Here is a 22791-nt window from a genome sequence, read left to right on the forward strand (position 1 = left end):
AAGACCATGCGCCGCGCTTGTGCCGGTCATCAGGATATTCCCATGAATGACGACGTTGCTGAACCCATCGAACGCCTGAACCTTGCAGAGTTGAAGGCGAAAAGCCCGAAAGACCTGCTTGCCATGGCAGAGGAACTCGAGATCGAGAATGCCTCGACCATGCGGAAGGGTGATATGATGTTCGCCATTCTCAAGGAGATGGCCGAAGAAGGCTGGGAAATTGGTGGTGATGGCGTGCTGGAGGTTCTTCAGGACGGTTTCGGGTTCTTGCGTTCGCCGGAGGCGAACTATCTTCCTGGTCCGGATGACATCTATGTCTCGCCCGAGATGATCCGCCAATACGCGTTGCGGACCGGCGACTCGATTGAAGGTGTTATGAAAGCACCGGAAGAGACAGAGCGATACTTTGCGCTGACCAGCGTGAACACGATCAATTTCGAAGATCCCGACAGGGCACGTCACAAGATCGCTTTCGAGAACCTGACTCCGCTTTATCCCGACGAGCGTTTGAAGATGGAGATCGAGGACCCGACGATCAAAGACCGTTCAGCGCGGATCATAGATCTGGTTGCGCCGATCGGGAAAGGTCAGCGCTCGCTGATCGTGGCGCCGCCGCGAACAGGTAAGACGGTTCTGCTGCAGAACATCGCGCATTCCATCGAACGCAACCATCCAGAATGCTATCTTATCGTCCTGTTGATTGATGAACGCCCCGAGGAAGTGACGGATATGCAGCGTTCAGTCAAAGGCGAGGTTATTTCCTCTACGTTTGATGAGCCTGCAACCCGTCACGTTGCAGTGTCGGAAATGGTGATCGAGAAGGCAAAGCGTCTGGTCGAGCACAAGCGCGACGTGGTCATCCTTCTTGACAGCATCACACGCCTGGGCAGGGCCTTTAACACGGTGGTTCCATCCTCGGGTAAAGTTCTGACCGGCGGTGTGGACGCGAACGCTCTGCAGCGTCCAAAACGCTTCTTTGGTGCTGCCCGGAATGTTGAAGAAGGCGGTTCGCTGACGATCATCGCGACAGCACTGGTCGATACGGGAAGCCGGATGGATGAGGTGATTTTTGAAGAATTCAAAGGCACGGGCAACTCGGAAATCGTGCTTGATCGCAAGGTTGCCGACAAGCGCGTCTTCCCGGCAATGGATATCCTCAAGTCCGGTACGCGGAAGGAAGACCTTCTTGTAGATGCAAAAGATCTGCATAAAACCTTCGTCCTGCGCCGTATCCTGAACCCGATGGGCACCACCGATGCGATCGAATTCCTGATTTCGAAGTTGAAACAGACCAAGACGAACGGCGAGTTCTTTGATTCGATGAATTCTTAACTTTATGTTTTAAAACAGAAGGTTATATCGTTCATGGATACCGTTTTCGCACTGGCGACCGCTTCGGGTCGTGCCGGAGTTGCGGTCATTCGTATATCTGGCCCGCAGGCGCATGCGGCTTGTCTGATGCTTTGCGGTGATCTTCCCGATCCGAGGATTGCATCGGTCCGCGTGCTGCGTGATGCCTCCGGTGTGCGGCTGGATGAGGCACTGGTTGTCGTTTTCTCGCAAGGCGCCAGCTTCACTGGCGAGGATGTGGTCGAATTTCATCTGCATGGAAGTATTGCGGTTGTAAATGCGGTCTTGCGCGTGCTGTCGGAACTTCCTGACTGTCGCACAGCAGAAGCGGGGGAATTCACACGCCGCGCTTTAGAGAACGGACGACTGGACCTCGCGCAAGTCGAAGGGCTGGCGGATCTGATTGAAGCGGAAACCGAAGCCCAGAGGCGTCAGGCGTTGCGGGTTCTTTCGGGTGATCTTGGAAAAGTCGCGGAAGGGTGGAGACGCGATTTGATAAGGGCGGCAGCGCTTCTTGAAGCAACGATCGACTTCGCCGATGAGGAAGTGCCTGTAGATGTTACCCCTGAGGTGACGGAGTTGTTGGCTGGCGTAAAGTCGGAATTGTCACGCGAATGCGCGGGCGTTGAAACAGCCGAGCGTGTCCGGTCAGGTTTCGAGGTTGCGATTGTCGGACCGCCGAACGTGGGCAAGTCAACTTTGCTGAACGCTTTGGCAGGGCGCGAGGCGGCGATTACGTCCGAGTTCGCAGGGACGACGCGTGATGTGATCGAGGTACGGATGGACCTTTCAGGGTTGCCAGTAACTTTGCTGGATACCGCAGGTATGCGCGAAACCACGGATGTAGTTGAGGGAATTGGTATTCAGCGTGCGAAAGAACGGGCGGCGCTTGCGGATTTGCGTGTGTTTCTTCTGGATGAGGGCGCTTTACCGGATTTTTTACCCGAGGATGACGATATTGTTGTTCGTGCAAAGGCTGACCTTCTCGACGACAAGACAGGTGCTGTGTCTGGGATGAGTGGCGAAGGGGTCGAATCTCTGGTAGAGAAAATCTCGACTCGTCTATCCGGTCGGCTTGCTACCTTGGGTGTTGCTACGCGAGAACGGCATCGGGTGGCCATGGTCAGGGCACTAGCTGCCTTGGGTGAGGCGGAGGAACAATTGCGGCTGGGTCCGGATATGTATGACCTTGCGGCAGATGATATGCGACAGGCAATTCGCGCGCTGGAATCTCTTGTCGGTCGGGTGGATGTCGAGAACCTGCTGGATGAGATTTTCTCCAGTTTTTGTGTAGGCAAGTGAGGAATGTTTCACGTGAAACAATCTGATTTCGATGTGATCGTTGTTGGAGGTGGTCATGCAGGCGCAGAGGCCGCGCATGCGGCTGCGCGTATGGGTGCAAGAACCGCATTGGTCACCCTTACCTGCGCGAGTATCGGCATCATGTCCTGTAATCCTGCGATCGGAGGACTTGGGAAAGGCCATCTTGTACGCGAGATTGATGCCATGGACGGCGTTATGGGGCGTGTTGCGGACAAGTCTGGTATCCAGTTTCGGCTGTTGAACCGCCGGAAAGGTCCGGCCGTGCAAGGGCCGAGGGCTCAATCAGACCGAAAAGTGTACCGAGAGGCGATGCAGGTCGAGTTGTCGGGTCGTGAGAACCTTACCGTTATAGAGGGTGAGGTTGTTGACCTGATCATGCAAGACCGCCGTGTGTCAGGTGTAACCTTGGCTGACGGGTCCCAACTTGCGGCCAGATCTGTTATATTGACCACTGGCACATTTTTGCGTGGTGTGATCCATATTGGCGATGTAGCAAGACCTGGTGGACGAATGGGCGACAGGCCGTCCGTCCCGCTCGCGCAGCGCATGGACAGTTTCGGCTTACCTTTGGGGCGCCTGAAAACGGGGACTCCGCCGCGGCTTGATGGTCGTACAATAGCTTGGGACAAGCTTGAATCTCAGCCGGGCGATGCTGAACCCGTCTTGTTTTCTTTCCTCTCAAAGTCCCCGCCACTGCGACAGATTTCGTGCGGTATCACGCATACCAACCAAAAGACGCATGATATCATTCAGAACAACTTGTCCCGATCTGCAATGTACGGAGGCCATATCGAAGGCGTAGGACCGCGTTATTGCCCTTCGATCGAGGATAAGGTTGTCCGGTTCTCAGACAAGCCCTCGCACCAGATATTTCTGGAACCTGAAGGTCTGGATGATCATACGGTTTATCCAAACGGGATTTCGACATCTCTGCCCGAAGATGTGCAGAATGATTATGTTCATTCAATCCTCGGGCTGGAAGAAGCTGTAATTCTCCAACCGGGCTATGCGATCGAGTATGATTACGTTGATCCGCGGGCGCTTGACCTGCGTTTGTCTGTCAAATCCGTTCCAGGACTTTTCCTTGCGGGTCAGATCAACGGCACTACCGGATATGAAGAAGCTGCGGCCCAAGGGTTGGTTGCCGGCTTGAATGCCGCATCGGAAGCCTTGGATAAGGCGCCCGTTCTGTTCAGCCGCGCAGACAGTTATATTGGTGTCATGCTGGACGATCTTGTGTCGCGTGGAGTCACCGAACCCTACAGGATGTTCACATCGCGCGCGGAATTCCGTCTTTCACTGCGAGCAGATAACGCCGATCAAAGATTGACGCCCAAGGCAATGGAGTTGGGTTGTATTGGGCCTGCTCGTGCACAGGTTTTTACGACCAAGATGGAGGCGCTGTCGTCCGGTCGAACGCGTCTAGACGAGAAAAGCTACACACCTAAGGATCTGTCTGCGCTTGGCCTCACCTTTAATCAGGACGGATCGCGCCGGACTGCCTTCCAGCTTTTGGCTTTTCCTGATGTGACTTTCGACCATTTGTTGGCCCTTGATCCAGATCTGTCTGATGTCGATTTGGACACGCGTGAACAGTTGTCGCGCGATGCGCTTTACGCGAACTACATCCAACGCCAACAGCGCGACGTGGATGCGATGCGCCGTGATGAGATGCAAGAAATTCCTGCTGATTTCCTGTTCTCGGGGATCGAAGGTCTTTCCAACGAATTGAAGCTCAAGCTTGATCGCGCACAGCCTGCCAACCTTTTACAGGCCTCGCGGATAGACGGGATGACGCCTGCTGCGTTGACGCTGATACTCGCCAAGCTACGCCAGGCGCGTCGCCGGAGGTTGGCGTGACAAAATTGACGGCAGAGGACCTGAATGTTTCACGTGAAACATTTCATCGCCTTGAACGGTATGTCGCTCTGATCGAGAAATGGACCGCCAAGATAAATCTGGTTTCGAAATCAAGTGTTTCCGATATCTGGACGCGCCATATTCTTGATTCCGTTGAGGTCTATCGGGCTGGACCAAATCAGTTCGGGCGCTGGCTTGATCTTGGAAGCGGTGGCGGTCTTCCAGGTATCGTTGTCGCGATCATGGCGGCAGAGAATGACAATCAGCAAAACGTTTGTCTGGTTGAAAGCGACAGTCGAAAGGCAGCATTTCTGCGTGCCGCCATTCGCGAGGCGGGTGTAGCCGGCACCGTAATCTGTGAAAGAATCGAAGTATTGCCGCCCCAGAATGCTGATGCTGTTTCGGCACGTGCACTGGCGGAACTGGGAACGCTGCTTGGCTATGCCGACCGTCATCTTGCAAAGGGAGGGATCGCCTTGTTCGCGAAGGGCATGTCGTGGGAAAAAGAGCTTGCTATGGCGCGCAATGATTGGTCTTTCAGCTATGAAGCACTGAAGAGCAACACGGAAGAGGGGTCTGTGATCCTGAGAATCGGAGATATTGCGCGTGTCTGATCCGCTGAGACCTACAGGCCCGAGAATTATAGCAATCGCCAACCAAAAAGGCGGGGTCGGTAAAACAACGACCACGATCAATCTGGGCGCGGCGCTTGCAAGACTGGATTGCAAGGTTCTGATCGTCGATCTTGATCCGCAGGGTAATGCATCAACCGGTCTTGGGATCGAGACAGAAGATCGTGAATATACGACTTATGAGTTGCTGCTGGATGATGTCGGACTGTCCGACGTGATCAAGCCAACCGAGACAACAGGTCTTCATATCGTCCCGGCGACTGTTGATCTTAGCTCTGCGGATGTCGAGCTTGTATCGAATGAGAAGCGCAGTTTCCTTCTCCATGATGCGCTTCGTCAGTTTGCGATGGATGCGTTGGAATATGACTACGTTTTGATTGATTGCCCGCCATCCCTGAACCTGCTGACTGTAAACGCCATGGTGGCTGCCCATTCGGTTCTGGTGCCGCTGCAATCAGAGTTTTTTGCGCTGGAGGGATTGTCGCAGTTGATGTTGACGATCCGCGAGGTGCGGCAAACAGCAAATCCGACACTGAGAATCGAAGGTGTTGTGTTGACGATGTATGACATACGCAACAACTTGTCCCAGCAGGTTGAGGCAGATGCACGCGACAATCTGGGTGAACTGGTCTTCAAGACAGTTATTCCGCGAAATGTGAGGCTGTCGGAAGCGCCGTCTTTTGCTAAATCGGTGTTGGATTACGATCCTGAATCCAAGGGCGCTCGTGCCTATGTGGCGCTGGCAGAGGAACTTTTGACAAATCACGGGCGTATTTCAGTTGAAGAAGGGGCCGCGACATGAGCGACAAGAAACCCAAGACCCGCGGTTTGGGGCGGGGTCTATCCGCGCTGATGGCTGATGTTGCGCCGCAAGAAGAGCGCGCTGCTGATGCAGGACAGCCAAGAAAGTCCGACTTTCTGATTGCGATCGAAAAGATTTTTCCTAACCCGCATCAGCCACGACGCCGTTTTGAGAACGAGCAGCTTGAGGATCTCGCGGCTTCGATCCGCGAAAAGGGGGTGATTCAGCCATTGATCGTGCGCCGTCGCGAGATGGCAGAAGGGACATTCGAAATAGTCGCTGGCGAGCGGCGCTGGCGAGCTGCCCAGATGGCCCAGCTTCACGAGCTTCCGGTTCTGGTGCGGGACTTCAACGATACCGAAGTTTTGGAAATCGCCATTATTGAGAATATCCAAAGGGCAGATCTCAATCCTGTGGAAGAAGCCGTTGGCTACAAGCAGTTGATGGAAAAGTTTGGCCACACACAAGAGAAGCTATCAGCCGTTCTTGGAAAGAGCAGAAGTCACATCGCCAACCTCGTGCGTCTGTTGCAGTTGCCGGAAGAGGTTCAGACATATCTACGGGATGGTCAGTTGTCTGCCGGTCATGCGCGTGCCTTGATAACATCGCAGGATCCGGTGTCTTTGGCACGAAAAGTCATCGAGAATGGTTTGTCCGTGCGGGAGACAGAGCGGCTGGCAAAGGCACCAGACCAGTCATCTGCAACGAAAGATGCATCACAGACCAAGACTCGCCAGCCAAAAGACAAGGATGCCGATACGCGCGCACTAGAGGCTGATCTGTCGGCAAACCTGCGGATGAAAGTGTCAATCCAGCACGATAATGGGCAGGAGTCGGGTCTGGTTTCTATTCGTTACACATCGTTGGACGAGCTAGATGAACTGTGCCAGAAGCTTGGCTCCTGACGCCGTTAACCGGCAAGTAACTCTGCAAGGATCGCGTTCAGAACCATACGTCCTTGGGGCGTCACCGTCAGGTTTGAGGCTTGAACGTTGATCATGCCGAGGTCTGAAAGATACTCGATCCGGTCAACAGGCAAGGGTTGGCCGGACAGCGCCTCAAACCGTCTTTGATCAACACCTTCTGTCAATCGAAGGCCCATCATCAGGAACTCGCTTGCCTGATCCGCGCCCGTCAGGGAGGATCTTTCCTTCTCGCTCTGTTCCTGCCCGACAAGATCAAGCCATTTGTTCGGATTGCTCCACGCCTCGGTTGCGTAACGCTGACCGCCAAAAGACAGCCGCCCATGCGCGCCGGGTCCGATGCCTACATAGTCACCATAGCGCCAATAGACCCTATTATGCCGCGATTCCGCGCCTGATCTGGCGTGATTGGAAATCTCATACCCGAGATAGCCTGCATCCTCGCAGATATCCTGTGTCGCTTTGTACATGTCGGCAGACAGATCATCTGGCGGAAGCCCCGTCAGCTTTCCGCGCGCATAGCGATCCCCAAAAGCTGTTCCATCCTCGATTGTCAGTTGATAAAGCGAAAGATGATCAACAGCCATCGCGAGCGCCTGTTTTAGCTCGGTTTTCCAAGAATCTAATGACTGGTTCTGTCTTGCGTAGATCAAGTCAAAGCTGACCCGTTCGAACCGAGCGCGCGCCACGTCAAAGGCGGCCAGGGCCTCTTTCGTGGTGTGGATGCGTCCCAGTTTTTGCAGGTCAGTATCGTTAAGCGCTTGAATTCCCATGGATATCCGGTTCACGCCGCCATCGGCATAGGCTTTGAAGCGCCCTGCCTCGACTGATCCCGGGTTGGCCTCCAGCGTGACTTCCAAATCATTTGCTTGAGGCCAGCGTTGTTTGATCCGCTCAAGCACTGCATGAACCACATCCGGTTGCATCAGGCTGGGCGTGCCACCGCCAAAGAATACCGAGGTCAACACCCGCCCTTGGGTCTGTTCGGCATAGCGGTCGATCTCGGCCAGATAGGCTTGTTTCCAGCGGGATTGATCAATCTCGCGGGCGACATGGCTGTTAAAGTCGCAATAGGGGCATTTGGCCTGGCAGAAGGGCCAATGCAGATAAATGGCGAAACCACCGTTTTGCCAATCCTCAGTCAAAGCAGCCCGCAACGAGTTTTTTGAAAGCTTCGGCACGGTGGCTGATACGGTTCTTTTCCCAGCGATCCATCTCTCCGAAGGTGATGTCATAGCCGTTCGGTTGAAATATCGGATCGTAACCGTGGCCCTGATCGCCGCGCATGGGCCAGACAACCTGGCCTTCCATCACGCCTTCGAACACTTCGTCATGTCCGTCGGGCCAAGCCAGAACCAGTGTGCAGCAAAATCGCGCAGTCCGCGGAATAGGGGCTTTTGCAGCTTCAAGCGCGTCATGTGCACGCCTCATGGCCAAGCTAAAGTCCCGCCCGTTCGGAGTTTCTGCCCAATCAGCAGTATAAACGCCGGGAGCGCCATCAAGTGCATCGATCGCGATACCGGAATCATCGGCCAAAGCGGGAAGGCCTGTTGCCATAGACGCTGCATGGGCTTTGATCCTTGCATTACCGATAAAGGTGCTTTCGGTCTCGTCCGGTTCTGGCAGGGCCATCTCGGCGGCGCCTACGACTGCCACGCCGAAAGGCACCAGAAGATCAGCAATCTCCTCTAGCTTGCCCTTGTTGTGGGTTGCTACAAGAAGACGGTCGCCTGAAAACCTACGCATCAACAGCCGCCAGCTGCGCCTTGACCAGATCCTTGACGCCATGCTCTGCCAGATCCAGAAGTTCGTTCATTTGCGCGCGGGAATATGTCGAACCCTCGGCTGACATCTGCACCTCGATCAGCTGACCGCTGGAGAGCATGATGAAATTTCCGTCAACGCCGGCCTCGCTGTCCTCGGGATAGTCCAGATCCAGAACCGGCTGACCCGCGTAGATCCCGCAGGAAACGGCCGCAACGGGCTCTATCAAGGGATTGCCGGTAACCGCGCCGGTCTTCATCAGTTTGTCCACAGCCAGACGCAGGGCAACCCATCCGCCGGTGATCGACGCGCAACGCGTGCCGCCATCGGCCTGAATCACATCGCAATCGACGGTGATCTGACGCTCTCCCAAGGCGACGCGGTCAACGCCCGCCCGCAGCGAACGCCCGATCAGGCGCTGGATTTCAACCGTACGACCGCCTTGTTTGCCGCTGGCTGCTTCACGACGCATGCGACTGGTGGTCGAGCGCGGCAGCATTCCGTATTCTGCTGTCACCCATCCCAGACCGCTGCCCTTGATGAAGGGCGGTACACGGTCCTCGATCGTTGCGGTGCACAGAACATGTGTGTCGCCCATACGGATCATGCACGACCCTTCGGCATGTTTGGTCACGCCCGTTTCAATTGAAATCGGGCGCATTTCGCTTAGTTTTCGACCTGAGGGGCGCATTTTCGGACCTTTCCTGATTTATCGTCGGGGATACAGTCCAAAGCGCCGAAAACGCAAGCTTGATTGACCTTTCGCACCCAAGCTCTTTAATGGGCTTCCATAGGGGACTTTGTAAATGAAAGAAGGAATGGCCATATTCGATGAGTTGAACGAGCGATCGCGCGAAGTGTTTCGCCGCGTCGTGGAAGGCTATCTTGAAAGTGGCGATCCTGTTGGCAGTCGTACCCTGACGCGTACGATGAACGAGAAGGTCAGTGCCGCGACGATCCGCAATGTAATGCAGGATCTGGAGTATCTGGGCCTTCTGGGTAGCCCCCATGTCAGCGCGGGACGCATTCCGACGCAACGGGGCCTTCGCATGTTTGTCGACGGTCTTCTTGAAGTCGGTGACCTGAACGCACAGGACCGGCAGAAAATCGACGATACGATGGGGAACAACACCTCGGATGTGACCGGAATTCTGGACCGTATCAGTACGGCCTTGTCCGGTGTGACGCGCGGCGCATCCCTTGTACTGGCCCCAAAACACGAAGCCCCGATAAAGCATGTCGAGTTTGTGAATCTTGGACATGAGCGCGCATTGGTGGTTCTTGTCTTCGCTGATGGCCATGTCGAGAACAGGATTTTCACACCACCTGCGGGGCAAACACCATCCTCGATGCGGGAGGCCGCCAATTTCCTGAATGCACTGATCGAGGGCAAGACCCTGTCCGATTTGCAAACGGCCATCCGGCACGAGATCGACTCACGCCGTCAGGAGATCGACAGCCTTGCGCATGCTTTGGTAGAAAGCGGTATTGCTGTCTGGGCCGGAGAGGGCGAAGCGCCCGAAAGGCTGATCGTTCGCGGGCGCGCGAATCTGTTGAATGGCGAAGGCAGTGACGAGGAACTCGAGCGTATCCGCAAGCTGTTCGACGATCTGGAGCGGAAAAAAGACATCGCAGAATTCCTCGATCTGGCGCAGGAAGGAGAGGGTGTTCGCATTTTTATTGGCTCCGAGAACAAACTTTTCTCACTTTCGGGTTCCTCTTTGGTGGTCAGTCCATATATGAACGCTGATCGTAAGATCATCGGGGCGGTTGGCGTCATCGGACCCACCCGTCTGAACTATGGACGGATTGTGCCGATCGTGGATTACACGGCGCAGCTGGTTGGCAGGATGATCTCCGACCGGAGCTAGAGGTGAAGTATGGCAGAGCCGAAGAAAGACGATTTCCTTGACGATATCGAAGCCGCCGAGGCTGAAGAATATGCCGAGGACAATGTAGAATACAGCGATGAGGCCATCGAGCTTGATAGTTTGCGGGCAGAGCGTGACGAGTTGAAAGACCGCTTCATGCGCGCATTGGCCGACGCCGAAAACGCGCGCAAACGGTCCGACAAGGATCGCCGTGAAGCGGAACAATATGGTGGCTCGAAACTGGCGCGTGACTTGTTGCCAGTACATGACAACCTCAAGCGCGCGCTTGAAGTTGTGACAGATGAACAGCGGCAGGCTTTTGGCCCTTTGCTGGAAGGCGTTGAATTGACCCTGCGCGAATTGCTAAGTGTGTTTGCAAAGCACGGCGTCAAAGTCATCAGCCCGCAGGTCGGTGACCGTTTTGATCCGCAGAACCACCAGGCCATGTTCGAAGCGCCTGTTCCGGGCACAAAATCCGGTGAGATTATTCAGGTGTCAGCGGATGGTTTCATGCTGCATGACCGCCTTCTGCGCCCTGCGCAGGTTGGCGTGTCTTCGATGCCTGCAAGCTGACTTTCCGACAGGCTTCAAGAAAACGCAGGCGTTACGGTCTGGACTGTGACGCCTCTTTCAATTCGTAGACAAGGCGCAGCGCATCGCGGGGTGACAGTTCGTCGGGATGTACGTCCTTCAAGCGCTCCTCGACTTTCGATGGTTTCACTGTTGCGGTGGGCTGTAGAGCTGGTGCGGCCATCGAGAAAAGCGGTAAATCGTCAATTATCGCCTTTTGCTTTCCAGCCCCTTCACGCTCGCCCTTTTCTAGTGCATCCAACACAACGCGGGCGCGGTTGACCACGGCTTCGGGAAGGCCAGCCAGTTTGGCAACCTGAACCCCGTAAGACCTGTCCGCTGCACCTTTGCGAACTTCGTGCAGGAAAATCACGTCCCCTTCATACTCTTTAACGGTTACGGTGGCGTTCTCAACACGTTCAAGCTTGCCGGCCAAAGCGGTCAGTTCGTGATAATGTGTTGCGAACAGCGCGCGACAGCGGTTTGCATCATGCAGATGCTCTAGGGTCGCCCACGCGATCGACAGTCCGTCATAAGTTGCAGTCCCGCGTCCGATTTCGTCCAGGATGACCAATGCATGATCATCGGCCTGATTAAGAATGGCCGCGGTTTCGACCATCTCTACCATGAAGGTTGACCGCCCGCGCGCCAGATCGTCAGAGGCACCGACACGGCTGAACAACTGGCTGACAAGCCCGATTGTGGCGTCCGTTGCAGGAACAAAGCTGCCGGTTTGTGCCAGAAGTGCGATCAACGCGTTCTGTCTTAAATACGTGGATTTGCCGGCCATGTTCGGGCCGGTCAAAAGCCATATGTCGGACCCGTCGCCCAGATCGCAGTCATTGGCCACAAAGGGGGCGCCGCCCTGTTTTCTGAGGGCTTGCTCCACCACCGGATGGCGCCCGCCTTCGATCCTCAGGGTGCGCGAGGTATTTACAACCGGTCTTGTCCAGTTCTCGCCGCGCGCCAGATCAGCCAAAGCACAACACAGATCCAATTCCGACAATGCGCGCGCTGTTGCATAGATTTTGGCGGCACAGCCCGAGATATTGTCCTTGAGGCTGGAATAGAGCCGTTTTTCGATCTCAAGAGCATGCCCGCCAGCGTTAAGAATGCGGGTTTCCATCTCTGTCAGGTCCGGCGTCGTAAAGCGCAGTTGATTTGCTGTCGTTTGCCTGTGCCGGAAGGCGTCGGATAGGGGTTCGGACAACATCCTTTCGGCGTGGGTCGCGGTGACCTCGATAAAGTAGCCCAAGACATTGTTATGCTTGATCTTCAGCGAGGGAATTCCCGTGACATTGCTATACTCTGTCTGCATCCGCGCGATAACAGACCTGCCTTCGTCGCGCAGGCTTCGCATTTCGTCCAACTCGCTGTCATACCCAGTGGCTATGAAGCCGCCGTCGCGCAGCTGCAAAGGCGGTTCGGCCACAAGCGCTTGCGCGAGCAGCGCAACCAGTTGCTGATGTCCGGACAAATCCGCCAAGGCGGACTCAAGCAAGGGCGCAAGTTCGCGGTCTTGCAGTACCTTTGCGATGCTTTCGGCTTGTTCCAGCCCGTTGCGGATAGCGGCCATATCGCGCGGCCCACCCCGATCCAGTGCAAGTCGGGATAGCGCACGATCAAGGTCGGGAACGCGGCGCAGGGCGTCACGTATTTCTGTACAAAGGCGGGTCTGTTCAACGGCTAACGCGACAGATTCGAGCCTTTGTTCTACTATATTCAGATCCCGTGACGGGCTGGAAAGCCGACGCTCAAGCAGTCGCGCGCCGCCTGCTGTAACGGTTCGGTCGATCGCAGACAAAAGCGAACCGGCCCGACCGCCAGACAGCGCATGCGTCAGTTCAAGATTGCGCCGTGTCGCTGCGTCGATTTGCATGACGCCAGCCTCGGCCTCGCGCTGCGGTGGGCGTAACAAGGGAAGCTTCCCTTTTTGTGTGATTTCCAGATACGCGACCAACGCACCCAGCGCGGATACTTCGACCCGACCGAAACTGCCGAAGGCGTCAAGCGATCCTACGCTGTAGAGCGAGCAAAGCCTTTTTTCGGCTGCCGTGCTGTCAAAGGCGGTACGGCCCAAGGGTGTTATTGACGCCCCAGATTCAGCGACTATTCCAGCCAGATCGCGTTCCAGCGCTTCGGAAATGACGACTTCGGAGGGCACAAGCCGCGCCAGTTCCGGCCCAAGCCGGACGGGAGCCAACGGCATAACGTGGCATTCACCTGTAGAAATATCGACCCAAGCCAGCGCAGCGTCCTCGCGCACAAGCGAATAGGCACAAAGGTAGTTGTTCCGGCGGGCCTCAAGCAGGGAATCCTCGGTAAGGGTTCCGGGCGTGACAAGCCGGACCACATCGCGCTTGACCACGGATTTCGCGCCGCGTTTCTTCGCTTCGGCAGGATCTTCCATCTGCTCGCATACCGCCACGCGAAAACCCTTGCGGATCAATGTCAGCAAATAGCCTTCGGCAGAGTGGACAGGGACACCGCACATCGGGATGTCCTTTCCCTCGTGCTGGCCGCGCTTTGTCAGCGCGATATCCAGCGCTTGCGACGCGGCGACCGCATCGTCAAAGAACATTTCGTAAAAGTCGCCCATGCGGTAGAATAAAAGCGCACCGGGATATTGCGCTTTGATACCCAGAAATTGCGCCATCATTGGCGTTGCGGCGGCGTGTTGGACTGTCACGGCGTCTCCTTGTTTGCTGGGCCAGACCTTACAAATCCATCAGATCAGGTGAAAGCAAAAACGCAAAATCGTTGAGGCAAGCGCAGCGGCAGGATATGACGCCCTGACCCGCTCAAGGAACAGGCTGACGCTTATGACAAAAACAAGATTGACCCGTGAAGAGGCGCTGGCCTTTCACATGGAGCCGACGCCCGGCAAATTCGAGATCACGGCAACAGTGCCGATGGCAACGCAGCGTGATCTGTCCTTGGCCTACTCGCCTGGTGTTGCGGTCCCATGCGAAGAAATCGCAGCCGCGCCCGAAACGGCCTATGACTATACAAACAAGGGAAACCTTGTTGCGGTCATTTCCAACGGCACAGCGGTTCTGGGCCTTGGCAATCTGGGTGCGCTGGCGTCGAAGCCGGTGATGGAAGGCAAGTCTGTCCTGTTCAAGCGCTTCGCTGATGTGAACAGCATCGACATCGAACTGGATACCGAAGACCCTGAAGCCTTTATCAATGCTGTTCGCCTGATGGGTCCGACCTTTGGCGGAATCAACCTTGAAGACATTAAGGCGCCGGAATGTTTCATCATCGAGCAGCGGCTGAAAGAAGTGATGGATATCCCCGTCTTTCATGACGACCAGCACGGAACGGCTGTGATTTGCGCCGCCGGTTTGATTAACGCGCTGCATATCTCGGGCAAAAAGATCGAAGATGTGCGGATCGTGTTGAACGGCGCAGGGGCTGCGGGAATTGCCTGTCTGGAACTGCTCAAATCTATGGGCGCAAAACATGACAATTGCATCATGTGCGACACCAAAGGCGTAATCTATCAAGGCCGTACCGACGGGATGAACCAGTGGAAATCGGCACATGCGGCGCGCACCGATCTGCGGACCCTGGAAGAAGCGATGCGGGGCGCGGATGTTTTTCTCGGAGTATCCGCAAAGGGTGCGGTGACCGAGGCAATGGTCGCCTCGATGGCACCTGATCCTGTGATTTTTGCGATGGCGAACCCTGATCCTGAGATCACACCGGAAGAAGCCCATGCCGTGCGACCTGATGCTATTGTGGCCACGGGACGGTCTGATTATCCCAATCAGGTGAACAACGTGCTGGGCTTTCCCTACCTGTTCCGCGGTGCGCTGGATATCCACGCACGGGCGATCAATGACGAGATGAAGATCGCCTGCGCAGAAGCGCTGGCTGAACTTGCCCGTGAGGATGTGCCAGACGAGGTTGCCATGGCCTATGGCAAGAACCTCAGCTTCGGGCGGGACTATATCATCCCGACCCCCTTCGATCCTCGGCTGATCTTCCGGATTCCTCCCGCAGTGGCGCGTGCAGGGATGAAAACGGGCGCCGCACGCCGTCCGATTATCGACATGGAAGCCTATGAGGCCAGCCTCAAGGGGCGGATGGACCCGACGGCAAACATCCTGCGCGGCATTCATGCCCGCGCGCGTGCCAATCAGGCGCGCATGATCTTTGCAGAAGGCGACGACCCGCGCGTGTTGCGCGCTGCGGTCAGCTATCAACGGTCTGGTCTGGGCAAAGCTTTGATCGTGGGCCGCGATTATGACGTCAAAGCCAAGCTGGAAGCAGCAGGCATGGGCGATGCCTTTTCCGAGCTTGAGGTGTTCAACGCGGCGAACACCCCGCATCTTGAGCCTTATAAAGAGTTTCTGTACCAGCGCCTTCAGCGCAAGGGCTTTGACCGGCACGATATTCACCGTCTGGCAGCCCGTGATCGCCATGTGTTTTCAGCCCTGATGCTGGCCCACGGGCATGGCGACGGGTTGGTAACAGGAGCGACACGCAAAGCCGCGCATGTGATGGAGTTGATCAATCACGTGTTCGACGCTGATGCCGCGCATGGTGCAGCGGGCATTACAGCACTGCTCCACAAGGGTCGGATCGTGCTGATTGCTGATACATTGGTGCATGAATGGCCGGACGAGAATGATCTGGCCACGATCGCCCAGCGCGCCGCGGATGTGGCCCGCGACCTCGGGCTTGAGCCGCGCGTCGCCTTTGTCAGCTTCTCGACTTTTGGCTATCCACGGTCGGAGAGGGCAGAGAAAATGCACCGTGCCCCCAAGGTTCTTGAGGCGCGGGGCGTCGATTTCGAATTTGAAGGCGAGATGACCGTTGATGTCGCCCTGAACCCCAAGGCGCAAGCTGTCTATCCGTTCCAACGGCTGACAGGGCCTGCCAATATTCTTGTGGTGCCTGCCCGTCATTCGGCCTCGATCTCGGTCAAGTTGATGCAGGAAATGGCGGGGGCGACAGTTATTGGCCCGATCCTGTCCGGTGTCGATCAATCCATCCAGATCTGTTCAACCAACTCGACGGCGAATGACATTCTCAACATGGCGATGCTGGCGGCCTGCAAGGTAGGTTGACCACAGGACAGGAAGGGCGTCGGCGTGGCGATATACAATCTCGGCTCTATCAATGCAGATCTGCTCTATTCTGTCCCGCATTTGCCCGGTCATGGCGAAACAGTCGAGGCCGTTGGGTTTCGGCGTGGCTTGGGCGGCAAGGGGGCCAACATGTCTGTCGCGGCGGCACGCGGGGCGTCGCGGGTGGTGCATATTGGCGCGGTCGGGCCTGACGGGCGCTGGGCGCGCGATCTGTTGACCGAGTATGGTGTCGATACCCGCCACATCGTCACTACAGATGCCGAAACAGGCCACGCCATCATCCTGTTGGAGCCGGAAGGAGAGAATTCGATCGTTATTCATCCCGGCGCGAACCAGCAGATCACTATGGACCAAATTGGCATGGCGCTTGCCGAGGCATCGCCGCAAGAGATCCTGTTGATACAGAACGAGACTAATAATCAGGTGTTTTGTGCCCGAATGGGGTCTGATCTGGGCTTGCGGGTTGTCTATGCGGCCGCGCCATTCTCGGCCGACGCGGTAGCCGCGGTTCTGCCTTTTCTGAATATGCTGATTCTGAATGCAATCGAGGCAGAGCAGTTGCAGGCCGCGACCGGCAAGGGCCCGGATGCTCTGAACGTGCCGGATATAATTGTCACGTTAGGGTCAGAAGGTTGTCGCTGGTACCATCGGCCAACCGGAAAAATACGTGATTTTCCTGCGATCAAGGTCAAACCCATCGACACGACCGGTGCGGGCGATACCTTTACCGGATATCTATTGGCAGGGCTTGATCGTGGCATGCCGATGGAACAGGCGATAGCGCTTGCAACAAAAGCAGCTGCCTTGATGGTCACGCGTGTCGGCACCGCAGATGTGATCCCCGATCTTCTGGAGATCCAGCAAATGGGTCAACCGCCGACAAAAGGCGCTTGATTGCCCCAAAGCTGGCGCACGCGTTGATCACGACCACACCCTTCGCGGTAGCGTTTATAGGCATCCGTTTGTGCAATCGCCCCGAAACGCGTGATCACGCGGTTTGTACCTTTGTAATAGTCCTGATGATAGTCCTCGGCCTCGTAGAACTGCGCTTCTGCTAGAACCGGCGTGACAATCTTCTGTCCCAGGACGGCGCGTGCCTCGGCTATGGCGGCTTCGGCAAGCTGTCTTTCTGCCTGATCAGAGACAAAAATCGCTGTCCGATAGCTTTCGCCGCGATCACAGAACTGCCCGTCCGCATCCGTCGGATCAACCGAACGCAGGAACAGCGACAGTAAATCCGCGCGACTGACACGGTCTGGATCGAAAATGATCTGCACCGCCTCGTAGTGGCCAGTGCCGCCGCGGGTCACCTGTTTGTAGGTCGGGTTTGTTGTTGTGCCGCCGGTGTAGCCGGAAACAACCTCGCTCACGCCGGCGACCCTTTCGAAATCTGCTTCGACGCACCAGAAGCACCCGCCCGCCACGGTCAGGATCTCTGATTCAGCAGCATGGGCCTGTCTTCCCTTCAAGGAAAAGCCCGCCACGATCGCCAGTACCAGAAAGGCCAGTTTTACATCGCTCAATCGTAAGTTCATCATCCATCTCCACCATGTGGCACAAGACTGCATGCGCAAAGGGCCCGTGCAAAGAACCGAATTGTCTTGTCACGCAACGGTGAAAAAGCGTGACAGCTTTTCTTGGATCTTGTTCCGGTCTACCGTCGTCGCAATGACAGGAGGGCCGGATGACTGACCATGTAACCACGCACCAAGCCGCAGAAGACGCCCGCAACGAGACCGTAAAGATCTGGCTTAATGGTCGCATCGTGCCAAAGTCCGAGGCTTTGGTCAGCGTCTACGACAGCGGCTTCATGCTGGGTGATGGCGTGTGGGAGGGGATACGGCTCTACAACGGCGTCTGGGCCTTTCTCGAAGAGCATATGGACCGGCTGTTCGAGGCGGCAAAAGCGATTGATCTGGACATCAGGATGACCCGACATCAGGTAATTCAGGCCATAATAGACACACAATCAGCCAATAAGATGTCTGATGACGCCCATGCGCGTCTTATGGTGACGCGCGGAATCAAGACTCGGCCTTTCCAGCACCCGTCGTTGTCGCGTCAGGGGCCAACCATTGCCATCATAATGGAGCATTCAAAGCCCAGCATTCCGCGTCCGATCCGTTTGGCGACAGTGCCGCATCTGCGCGGCCTACCGATGACGCAAGATCCGAAACTGAACAGCCATTCCAAGTTGAACTGTATTCTGGCCTGTATCGCAGCAGAAAAAGCGGGCGCAGATGAGGCTTTGATGCTGGATGTGCATGGGTTTGTGAACACGACCAATGCCTGCAACTTCTTCATCGTCCGTAAGGGCGAGGTTTGGACCAGCACGGGCGACTATTGCATGAACGGAATCACGCGGCAAAAGGTGATCAATCTTTGCCGCGAAAACGAGATTCCGGTGTTTGAACGCAATTTCTCGTTGGTGGATACCTACGGGGCGGACGAAGCGTTCCTGACGGGGACTTTTGGCGCGCAAACTCCGGTTGGCAGTATTGATGGTCGCAGGATCGGGGAGGGTGAAATGGGGCTTTTAACAAAACAGATCAGAATGCTTTATCAGTCACTGATCCAGCGGGAAACGGCCTGATCATGCGGATTGCGATGTGGTCTGGACCGCGCAACCTGTCGACGGCGATGATGTATTCCTTCGGCGCACGACGTGATTTTGCTGTCGTGGACGAGCCGTTCTATGCGGCATATCTGACGCGCACAGGATTGGAGCACCCGATGCGCGACGCAATCATCGCCTCGCAACCCACTGATCCGGCTGAGGTGGTTACGATGCTCACGGGTCCTGTTCCGGACAATAAACCGCATTTTTATCAGAAGCACATGACCCAGCACATGATCGACGCAATCCCGCGCGACTGGATGGATCAGGTGCGGCACGTTTTCCTGATCCGGCATCCGGCACGGGTGATCGCCAGTTTCGGGGCGAAGTATGACAATCCGACGTTGTCCGATATAGGGTTTTCGCAGCAGACGGACTTGTTCGAGTGGCTGACGGCCCAAGGCGATGCGCCCGTCGTGATCGATTCCGCCGATATCCGGCGCGCACCCGAAGAAATGCTGACCCAGCTTTGCGGGGTACTGGATCTGGATTTCGATCCAGCAATGCTGAACTGGGCAGCCGGCGGGCATCCATCCGACGGCGTCTGGGCCTCGCACTGGTATGGGTCTGTCCATGCGTCGACTGGTTTTGCACCAGCCGAGGGGGAATTGCCAGATCTCAAAGGGGCATCTGGTGCGTTGGTCGAAGCGGCGTTGCCGCATTACAGGCGGCTAGAGGCGCATAAACTTTAGCAATGAAGAACGGGCGGCCACCGGCCACCCTTTACAAATCGCTTCAGGCTCTGTTTAGCCTTTAAGACGCCGATCCCGCGTTGCAATCAACTTCAGACGCAGCGCATTTAGACGGATGAAGCCCTGTGCATCTTTCTGGTCATAAGCGCCTGCGTCATCCTCAAATGTCACATGCGCCTCGGAATAGAGACTGTGATCGGACCAACGACCAACGCAAGTCGCTGAACCTTTGTAGAGTTTCAGGCGCACGGTTCCTGTCACATGCTCCTGACTTTTGTCGATCAGGGCTTGCAGCATCTCGCGCTCGGGCGAGAACCAGAAACCGTTGTAGATCAGTTCGGCATAGCGGGGCATGATGCTGTCTTTGAGGTGGCCAGCGCCGGCATCCAGGGTGATCTGTTCGATCCCGCGATGCGCTTCAAGCAGAACAGTTCCGCCGGGTGTTTCGTAAATCCCGCGGGACTTCATCCCGACAAAGCGGTTCTCAACGAAATCAAGCCGCCCGATACCGTGTTTTCCGCCCAGTTCGTTCAGTTTGGTCAGGATCGTCGCCGGGCTCATCGCTTCGCCATTGATCGCGGTCGCATCGCCGCGCTCGAAGCTTACTTCGATACATTCGGGCGCATCGGGCGCATCTTCGGGGGCCACAGTGCGCTGATAGACATATTCCGGTGCTTGAACGGCCGGATCTTCCAATGCTTTGCCCTCGGACGAGGTGTGCAGCAGGTTTGCATCCACGCTAAACGGCGCTTCACCGCGTTTATCCTTGGCAATCGGGATTTGGTTCGCCTCGGCAAACTCGATCAGCTTGGTGCGGCTGGTCAGGTCCCAGATACGCCAAGGTGCGATCACCTTGATATCGGGGTTGAGCGCATAGGCAGAAAGTTCGAACCGCACCTGATCATTGCCTTTGCCGGTTGCGCCATGCGCGACCGCATCGGCACCGGTTTCGGCGGCAATCTCGACCAGACGTTTCGAGATCAGCGGCCGCGCTATCGACGTGCCCAGCAAATACAGACCCTCATAAAGCGCGTTGGCGCGGAACATGGGGAACACGAAGTCGCGCACAAATTCTTCGCGTACATCCTCGATATAGATGTTTTCAGGCGCGATCCCCAACAGTTCGGCCTTCGCGCGGGCGGGTTCCAGTTCCTCGCCCTGTCCCAGATCGGCAGTGAAGGTTACCACCTCGCAACCATATTCGGTTTGCAGCCATTTCAGGATGATCGAGGTATCAAGGCCGCCTGAATAGGCGAGCACGACTTTTTTGGGCGCGGACATGTGTTTTTCCCCACTGAATGCGTTTTGCGGCGATTATCGGGTTTTGTGACGCAGGGCAAGGCGAAGGGCATGCTACAGCTTTGTCTTGCGAAAGGTCTCAAGCTGCGCCAGAGATCGGGAATGACCGACTTCCAAGACAAGGCCCGCGCTGCCGAACGCGCCATGCGCGAGGTTTTTCCCGCGACGCCGCTCCAGCGAAACGCACATCTGTCTGAACGGTTTGAAGCCGATATCTGGTTGAAGCGTGAAGACCTGTCGCCGGTTCGATCCTACAAATTGCGCGGCGCCTTCAATGCTATGCGCAAGGTGATGGCAGCCGATCCCGACAGGCGGCTCTTTGTTTGTGCGTCTGCGGGCAATCATGCACAGGGCGTCGCATTCATGTGCCGCTACTTTGGGGTCAAGGGCGTGATCTTCATGCCGGTCACGACACCGCAGCAGAAAATCCAGAAAACAGGGATATTTGGTGGTGACGCTGTCGAGATACGGCTGAAAGGCGACTATTTTGACGATACTCTGGCCTCGGCTCAGGCGTTTTGTGCCGAGCAGCGCGGACATTTCCTGTCACCTTTCGACGATCCTGATGTGATCGAGGGACAAGCTTCGGTTGCCGTGGAAATTCTTGATGAATTGGGACATGTGCCGGACCATATACTGCTGCCTGTGGGTGGCGGCGGTTTGTCCGCAGGGGTGCGCAGTTTTTTCGGGACTACGCTCCATTATACCTTTGTAGAGCCTGCGGGTGGCGCAAGTTTTCAGGCAGCGCTGGCGGCGGGTCACCCTGTCAAACTGCCCAAGGTGAATACTTTTGTCGATGGCGCCGCCGTTGCGATGATCGGAAGCCAGACATTCGCCCGTCTCAAGGATGTTGAGCCCAAAGATGTCGTCACCGCAGCAGAAGACAGGATCTGTACCACGATCCTTGAGATGCTGAATGTCGAAGGTATCGTGCTGGAGCCCGCAGGCGCGCTAGCGGTAGATGCGCTTGTGGATGTGGCGGATCAGATCAAAGGTAAAACGGTCGTCTGCATCACGTCAGGCGGCAACTTTGATTTCGAACGCCTGCCCGAGGTCAAAGAAAGGGCCCAACGCTATTCGGGCGTGAAGAAGTACTTCATCCTCCGGATGCCGCAACGGCCAGGTGCGTTGAAAGAGTTTCTGAACATTCTTGGACCCGAAGACGACATTGCCCGCTTTGAGTATCTCAAAAAATCGGCAAGGAATTTCGGATCGGTTCTGATCGGCATTGAAACGACCAAGGCGCAGAATTTCGTCTCTTTTCTGGCCAAGCTTGACAAGGCGGGCTTCACCTACCGCGACATCACCAATGACGAGACATTGGCCGAGTTCCTGATCTGATCTGGTGCCAGATCACATCATCAAGTTCAAAAGCGAATGATGCCGCGCTGTATAGTCGGCGCGCACTTCAACAGGTGATCGCAAACGGATCGACAGCCCGCGGATCAGCGCCTGATCGGGTTTGCCGAAAAGTTTGTCGGCCTCTGTTGTGCCGAAACCTGCAATCTCGACAGCCTCCATCCATGCGCTGATGCGGTCGGCTTGCTTGATCTGCTTCTTGATCGCAGCAGGTATCGTTGCCGGTAGCCCGAAACGGATATGGATTGCTGCGGTCAGGCGGGCGTCCAAATCTTCATAGCCGGGACCTACAGCGGATTTTACCGGGCTGATCATATCGCCGATCACATATTCGGGCGCATCATGCAGCAAGGCGGCCAGTTGCCATTTGGCTCCTACAGCAGGAACCATACGACTGAACAGGGTTTCAACCAGAAGCGAATGTTCTGCGACTGAATAGGCATGGTCACCATGGGTCTGGCCGTTCCAGCGCGCCACAAAAGCCAGTCCATGCGCGATATCCTCGATCTCGATATCAACCGGCGTCGGGTCAAGCAGATCAAGACGGCGACCGGATAGCATCCTTTGCCATGCGCGGGCTGGTTTGGGCATTCTGGTTCTCCGGAAAGGGTGGATTGAGTGATGTATGAC

Annotated in this window: 20 protein-coding genes; 13 read left to right on the top strand and 7 right to left on the bottom strand. The window is 56.1% G+C overall.

All coding sequences use genetic code 11. The features are described from left to right. The first annotated feature begins 42 nt into the window (after positions 1-42). From rho to K7H22_RS03165, 6 genes are read left to right on the top strand one after another with little or no spacing between them, the layout of a single operon-like run. Positions 43-1332 carry a transcription termination factor Rho gene (gene rho, locus K7H22_RS03140; RefSeq protein ID WP_230799270.1) on the top strand — a complete coding sequence of 430 codons (1290 nt, stop codon included), beginning with the start codon at positions 43-45 and terminating at the stop codon, positions 1330-1332. A gap of 33 nt (positions 1333-1365) precedes the next feature. Then, entirely contained in the window at positions 1366-2652 is a 1287-nt protein-coding gene (gene mnmE, locus K7H22_RS03145; protein ID WP_230799271.1) for a tRNA uridine-5-carboxymethylaminomethyl(34) synthesis GTPase MnmE, read from the top strand. Positions 2653-2655: 3 nt separating this feature from the next. Beyond that, the gene (mnmG, locus tag K7H22_RS03150; RefSeq protein WP_230799272.1) at positions 2656-4533 is read left to right on the top strand and encodes a tRNA uridine-5-carboxymethylaminomethyl(34) synthesis enzyme MnmG; all 1878 of its coding nucleotides are present in this window, start codon (positions 2656-2658) and stop codon (positions 4531-4533) included. Then, on the top strand, positions 4530-5147 hold the full coding sequence (rsmG, locus tag K7H22_RS03155) for a 16S rRNA (guanine(527)-N(7))-methyltransferase RsmG (RefSeq protein ID WP_230799273.1): 618 nt from the start codon (positions 4530-4532) through the stop codon (positions 5145-5147). Before mnmG ends, rsmG begins: the two co-directional genes overlap by 4 nt. Further along, the gene (locus tag K7H22_RS03160) at positions 5140-5967 is read left to right on the top strand and encodes a ParA family protein (protein ID WP_230799274.1); all 828 of its coding nucleotides are present in this window, start codon (positions 5140-5142) and stop codon (positions 5965-5967) included. The genes rsmG and K7H22_RS03160 overlap by 8 nt, the downstream gene beginning before the upstream one ends. Continuing rightward, the gene (locus K7H22_RS03165) at positions 5964-6872 is read left to right on the top strand and encodes a ParB/RepB/Spo0J family partition protein (protein ID WP_230799275.1); all 909 of its coding nucleotides are present in this window, start codon (positions 5964-5966) and stop codon (positions 6870-6872) included. Before K7H22_RS03160 ends, K7H22_RS03165 begins: the two co-directional genes overlap by 4 nt. A 5-nt stretch (positions 6873-6877) precedes the next feature. On the opposite strand, the gene hemW is transcribed toward K7H22_RS03165, so the two are convergent. From hemW to rph, 3 genes are read right to left on the bottom strand one after another with little or no spacing between them, the layout of a single operon-like run. After that, positions 6878-8035, bottom strand: a complete 1158-nt coding sequence (gene hemW, locus K7H22_RS03170) for a radical SAM family heme chaperone HemW (RefSeq protein ID WP_230799276.1) — start codon at positions 8033-8035, stop codon at positions 6878-6880. Continuing rightward, on the bottom strand, positions 8028-8636 hold the full coding sequence (rdgB, locus tag K7H22_RS03175; protein WP_230799277.1) for an RdgB/HAM1 family non-canonical purine NTP pyrophosphatase: 609 nt from the start codon (positions 8634-8636) through the stop codon (positions 8028-8030). Before rdgB ends, hemW begins: the two co-directional genes overlap by 8 nt. Next, positions 8629-9345 carry a ribonuclease PH gene (gene rph / locus K7H22_RS03180; protein ID WP_230799278.1) on the bottom strand — a complete coding sequence of 239 codons (717 nt, stop codon included), beginning with the start codon at positions 9343-9345 and terminating at the stop codon, positions 8629-8631. Before rph ends, rdgB begins: the two co-directional genes overlap by 8 nt. A 127-nt stretch (positions 9346-9472) precedes the next feature. On the opposite strand from rph, the gene hrcA reads away from it, so the two are divergent. Next, on the top strand, positions 9473-10525 hold the full coding sequence (gene hrcA / locus K7H22_RS03185; RefSeq protein ID WP_419248138.1) for a heat-inducible transcriptional repressor HrcA: 1053 nt from the start codon (positions 9473-9475) through the stop codon (positions 10523-10525). 9 nt (positions 10526-10534) lie between these two features. Continuing rightward, positions 10535-11098, top strand: coding sequence for a nucleotide exchange factor GrpE (locus K7H22_RS03190; RefSeq protein ID WP_230799280.1), 564 nt, complete (start codon positions 10535-10537; stop codon positions 11096-11098). 31 nt (positions 11099-11129) lie between these two features. Here the strand turns inward: K7H22_RS03190 and mutS are convergent, their stop codons facing one another. Continuing rightward, positions 11130-13754, bottom strand: a complete 2625-nt coding sequence (gene mutS / locus K7H22_RS03195) for a DNA mismatch repair protein MutS (RefSeq protein WP_230799363.1) — start codon at positions 13752-13754, stop codon at positions 11130-11132. Positions 13755-13917: 163 nt separating this feature from the next. On the opposite strand from mutS, the gene K7H22_RS03200 reads away from it, so the two are divergent. Together K7H22_RS03200 and K7H22_RS03205 are read left to right on the top strand one after the other, a co-directional pair. Then, positions 13918-16173, top strand: coding sequence for an NADP-dependent malic enzyme (locus K7H22_RS03200; protein WP_230799281.1), 2256 nt, complete (start codon positions 13918-13920; stop codon positions 16171-16173). 24 nt (positions 16174-16197) lie between these two features. Continuing rightward, positions 16198-17088, top strand: coding sequence for a ribokinase (locus K7H22_RS03205; RefSeq protein WP_230799282.1), 891 nt, complete (start codon positions 16198-16200; stop codon positions 17086-17088). On the opposite strand, the gene msrA is transcribed toward K7H22_RS03205, so the two are convergent. Next, positions 17064-17729 (bottom strand): peptide-methionine (S)-S-oxide reductase MsrA, encoded by a 666-nt coding sequence (msrA, locus tag K7H22_RS03210; RefSeq protein ID WP_230799364.1) that lies wholly within the window; start codon positions 17727-17729, stop codon positions 17064-17066. The two genes, K7H22_RS03205 and msrA, sit on opposite strands and share 25 nt — an antisense overlap. Positions 17730-17878: 149 nt before the next feature. Here msrA and K7H22_RS03215 point away from each other — a divergent pair, with 149 nt between their 5' ends. Next, positions 17879-18787, top strand: a complete 909-nt coding sequence (locus K7H22_RS03215) for a D-amino acid aminotransferase (RefSeq protein ID WP_230799283.1) — start codon at positions 17879-17881, stop codon at positions 18785-18787. Positions 18788-18789: 2 nt separating this feature from the next. Then, positions 18790-19503, top strand: coding sequence for an HAD family hydrolase (locus tag K7H22_RS03220; RefSeq protein ID WP_230799284.1), 714 nt, complete (start codon positions 18790-18792; stop codon positions 19501-19503). 54 nt (positions 19504-19557) lie between these two features. Here the strand turns inward: K7H22_RS03220 and K7H22_RS03225 are convergent, their stop codons facing one another. Next, positions 19558-20784 carry an argininosuccinate synthase gene (locus K7H22_RS03225; protein ID WP_230799285.1) on the bottom strand — a complete coding sequence of 409 codons (1227 nt, stop codon included), beginning with the start codon at positions 20782-20784 and terminating at the stop codon, positions 19558-19560. 120 nt (positions 20785-20904) lie between these two features. Here K7H22_RS03225 and ilvA point away from each other — a divergent pair, with 120 nt between their 5' ends. Then, positions 20905-22143, top strand: a complete 1239-nt coding sequence (gene ilvA, locus K7H22_RS03230) for a threonine ammonia-lyase IlvA (RefSeq protein WP_230799286.1) — start codon at positions 20905-20907, stop codon at positions 22141-22143. A gap of 12 nt (positions 22144-22155) precedes the next feature. Here ilvA and K7H22_RS03235 read toward each other — a convergent pair whose 3' ends face one another. Further along, the gene (locus K7H22_RS03235) at positions 22156-22752 is read right to left on the bottom strand and encodes an HD domain-containing protein (RefSeq protein WP_230799287.1); all 597 of its coding nucleotides are present in this window, start codon (positions 22750-22752) and stop codon (positions 22156-22158) included. Positions 22753-22791 lie beyond the last annotated feature (39 nt).

This window comes from Seohaeicola saemankumensis (assembly GCF_021021435.1).
In the GTDB taxonomy this organism is placed as follows: Bacteria; Pseudomonadota; Alphaproteobacteria; order Rhodobacterales; family Rhodobacteraceae; genus Seohaeicola.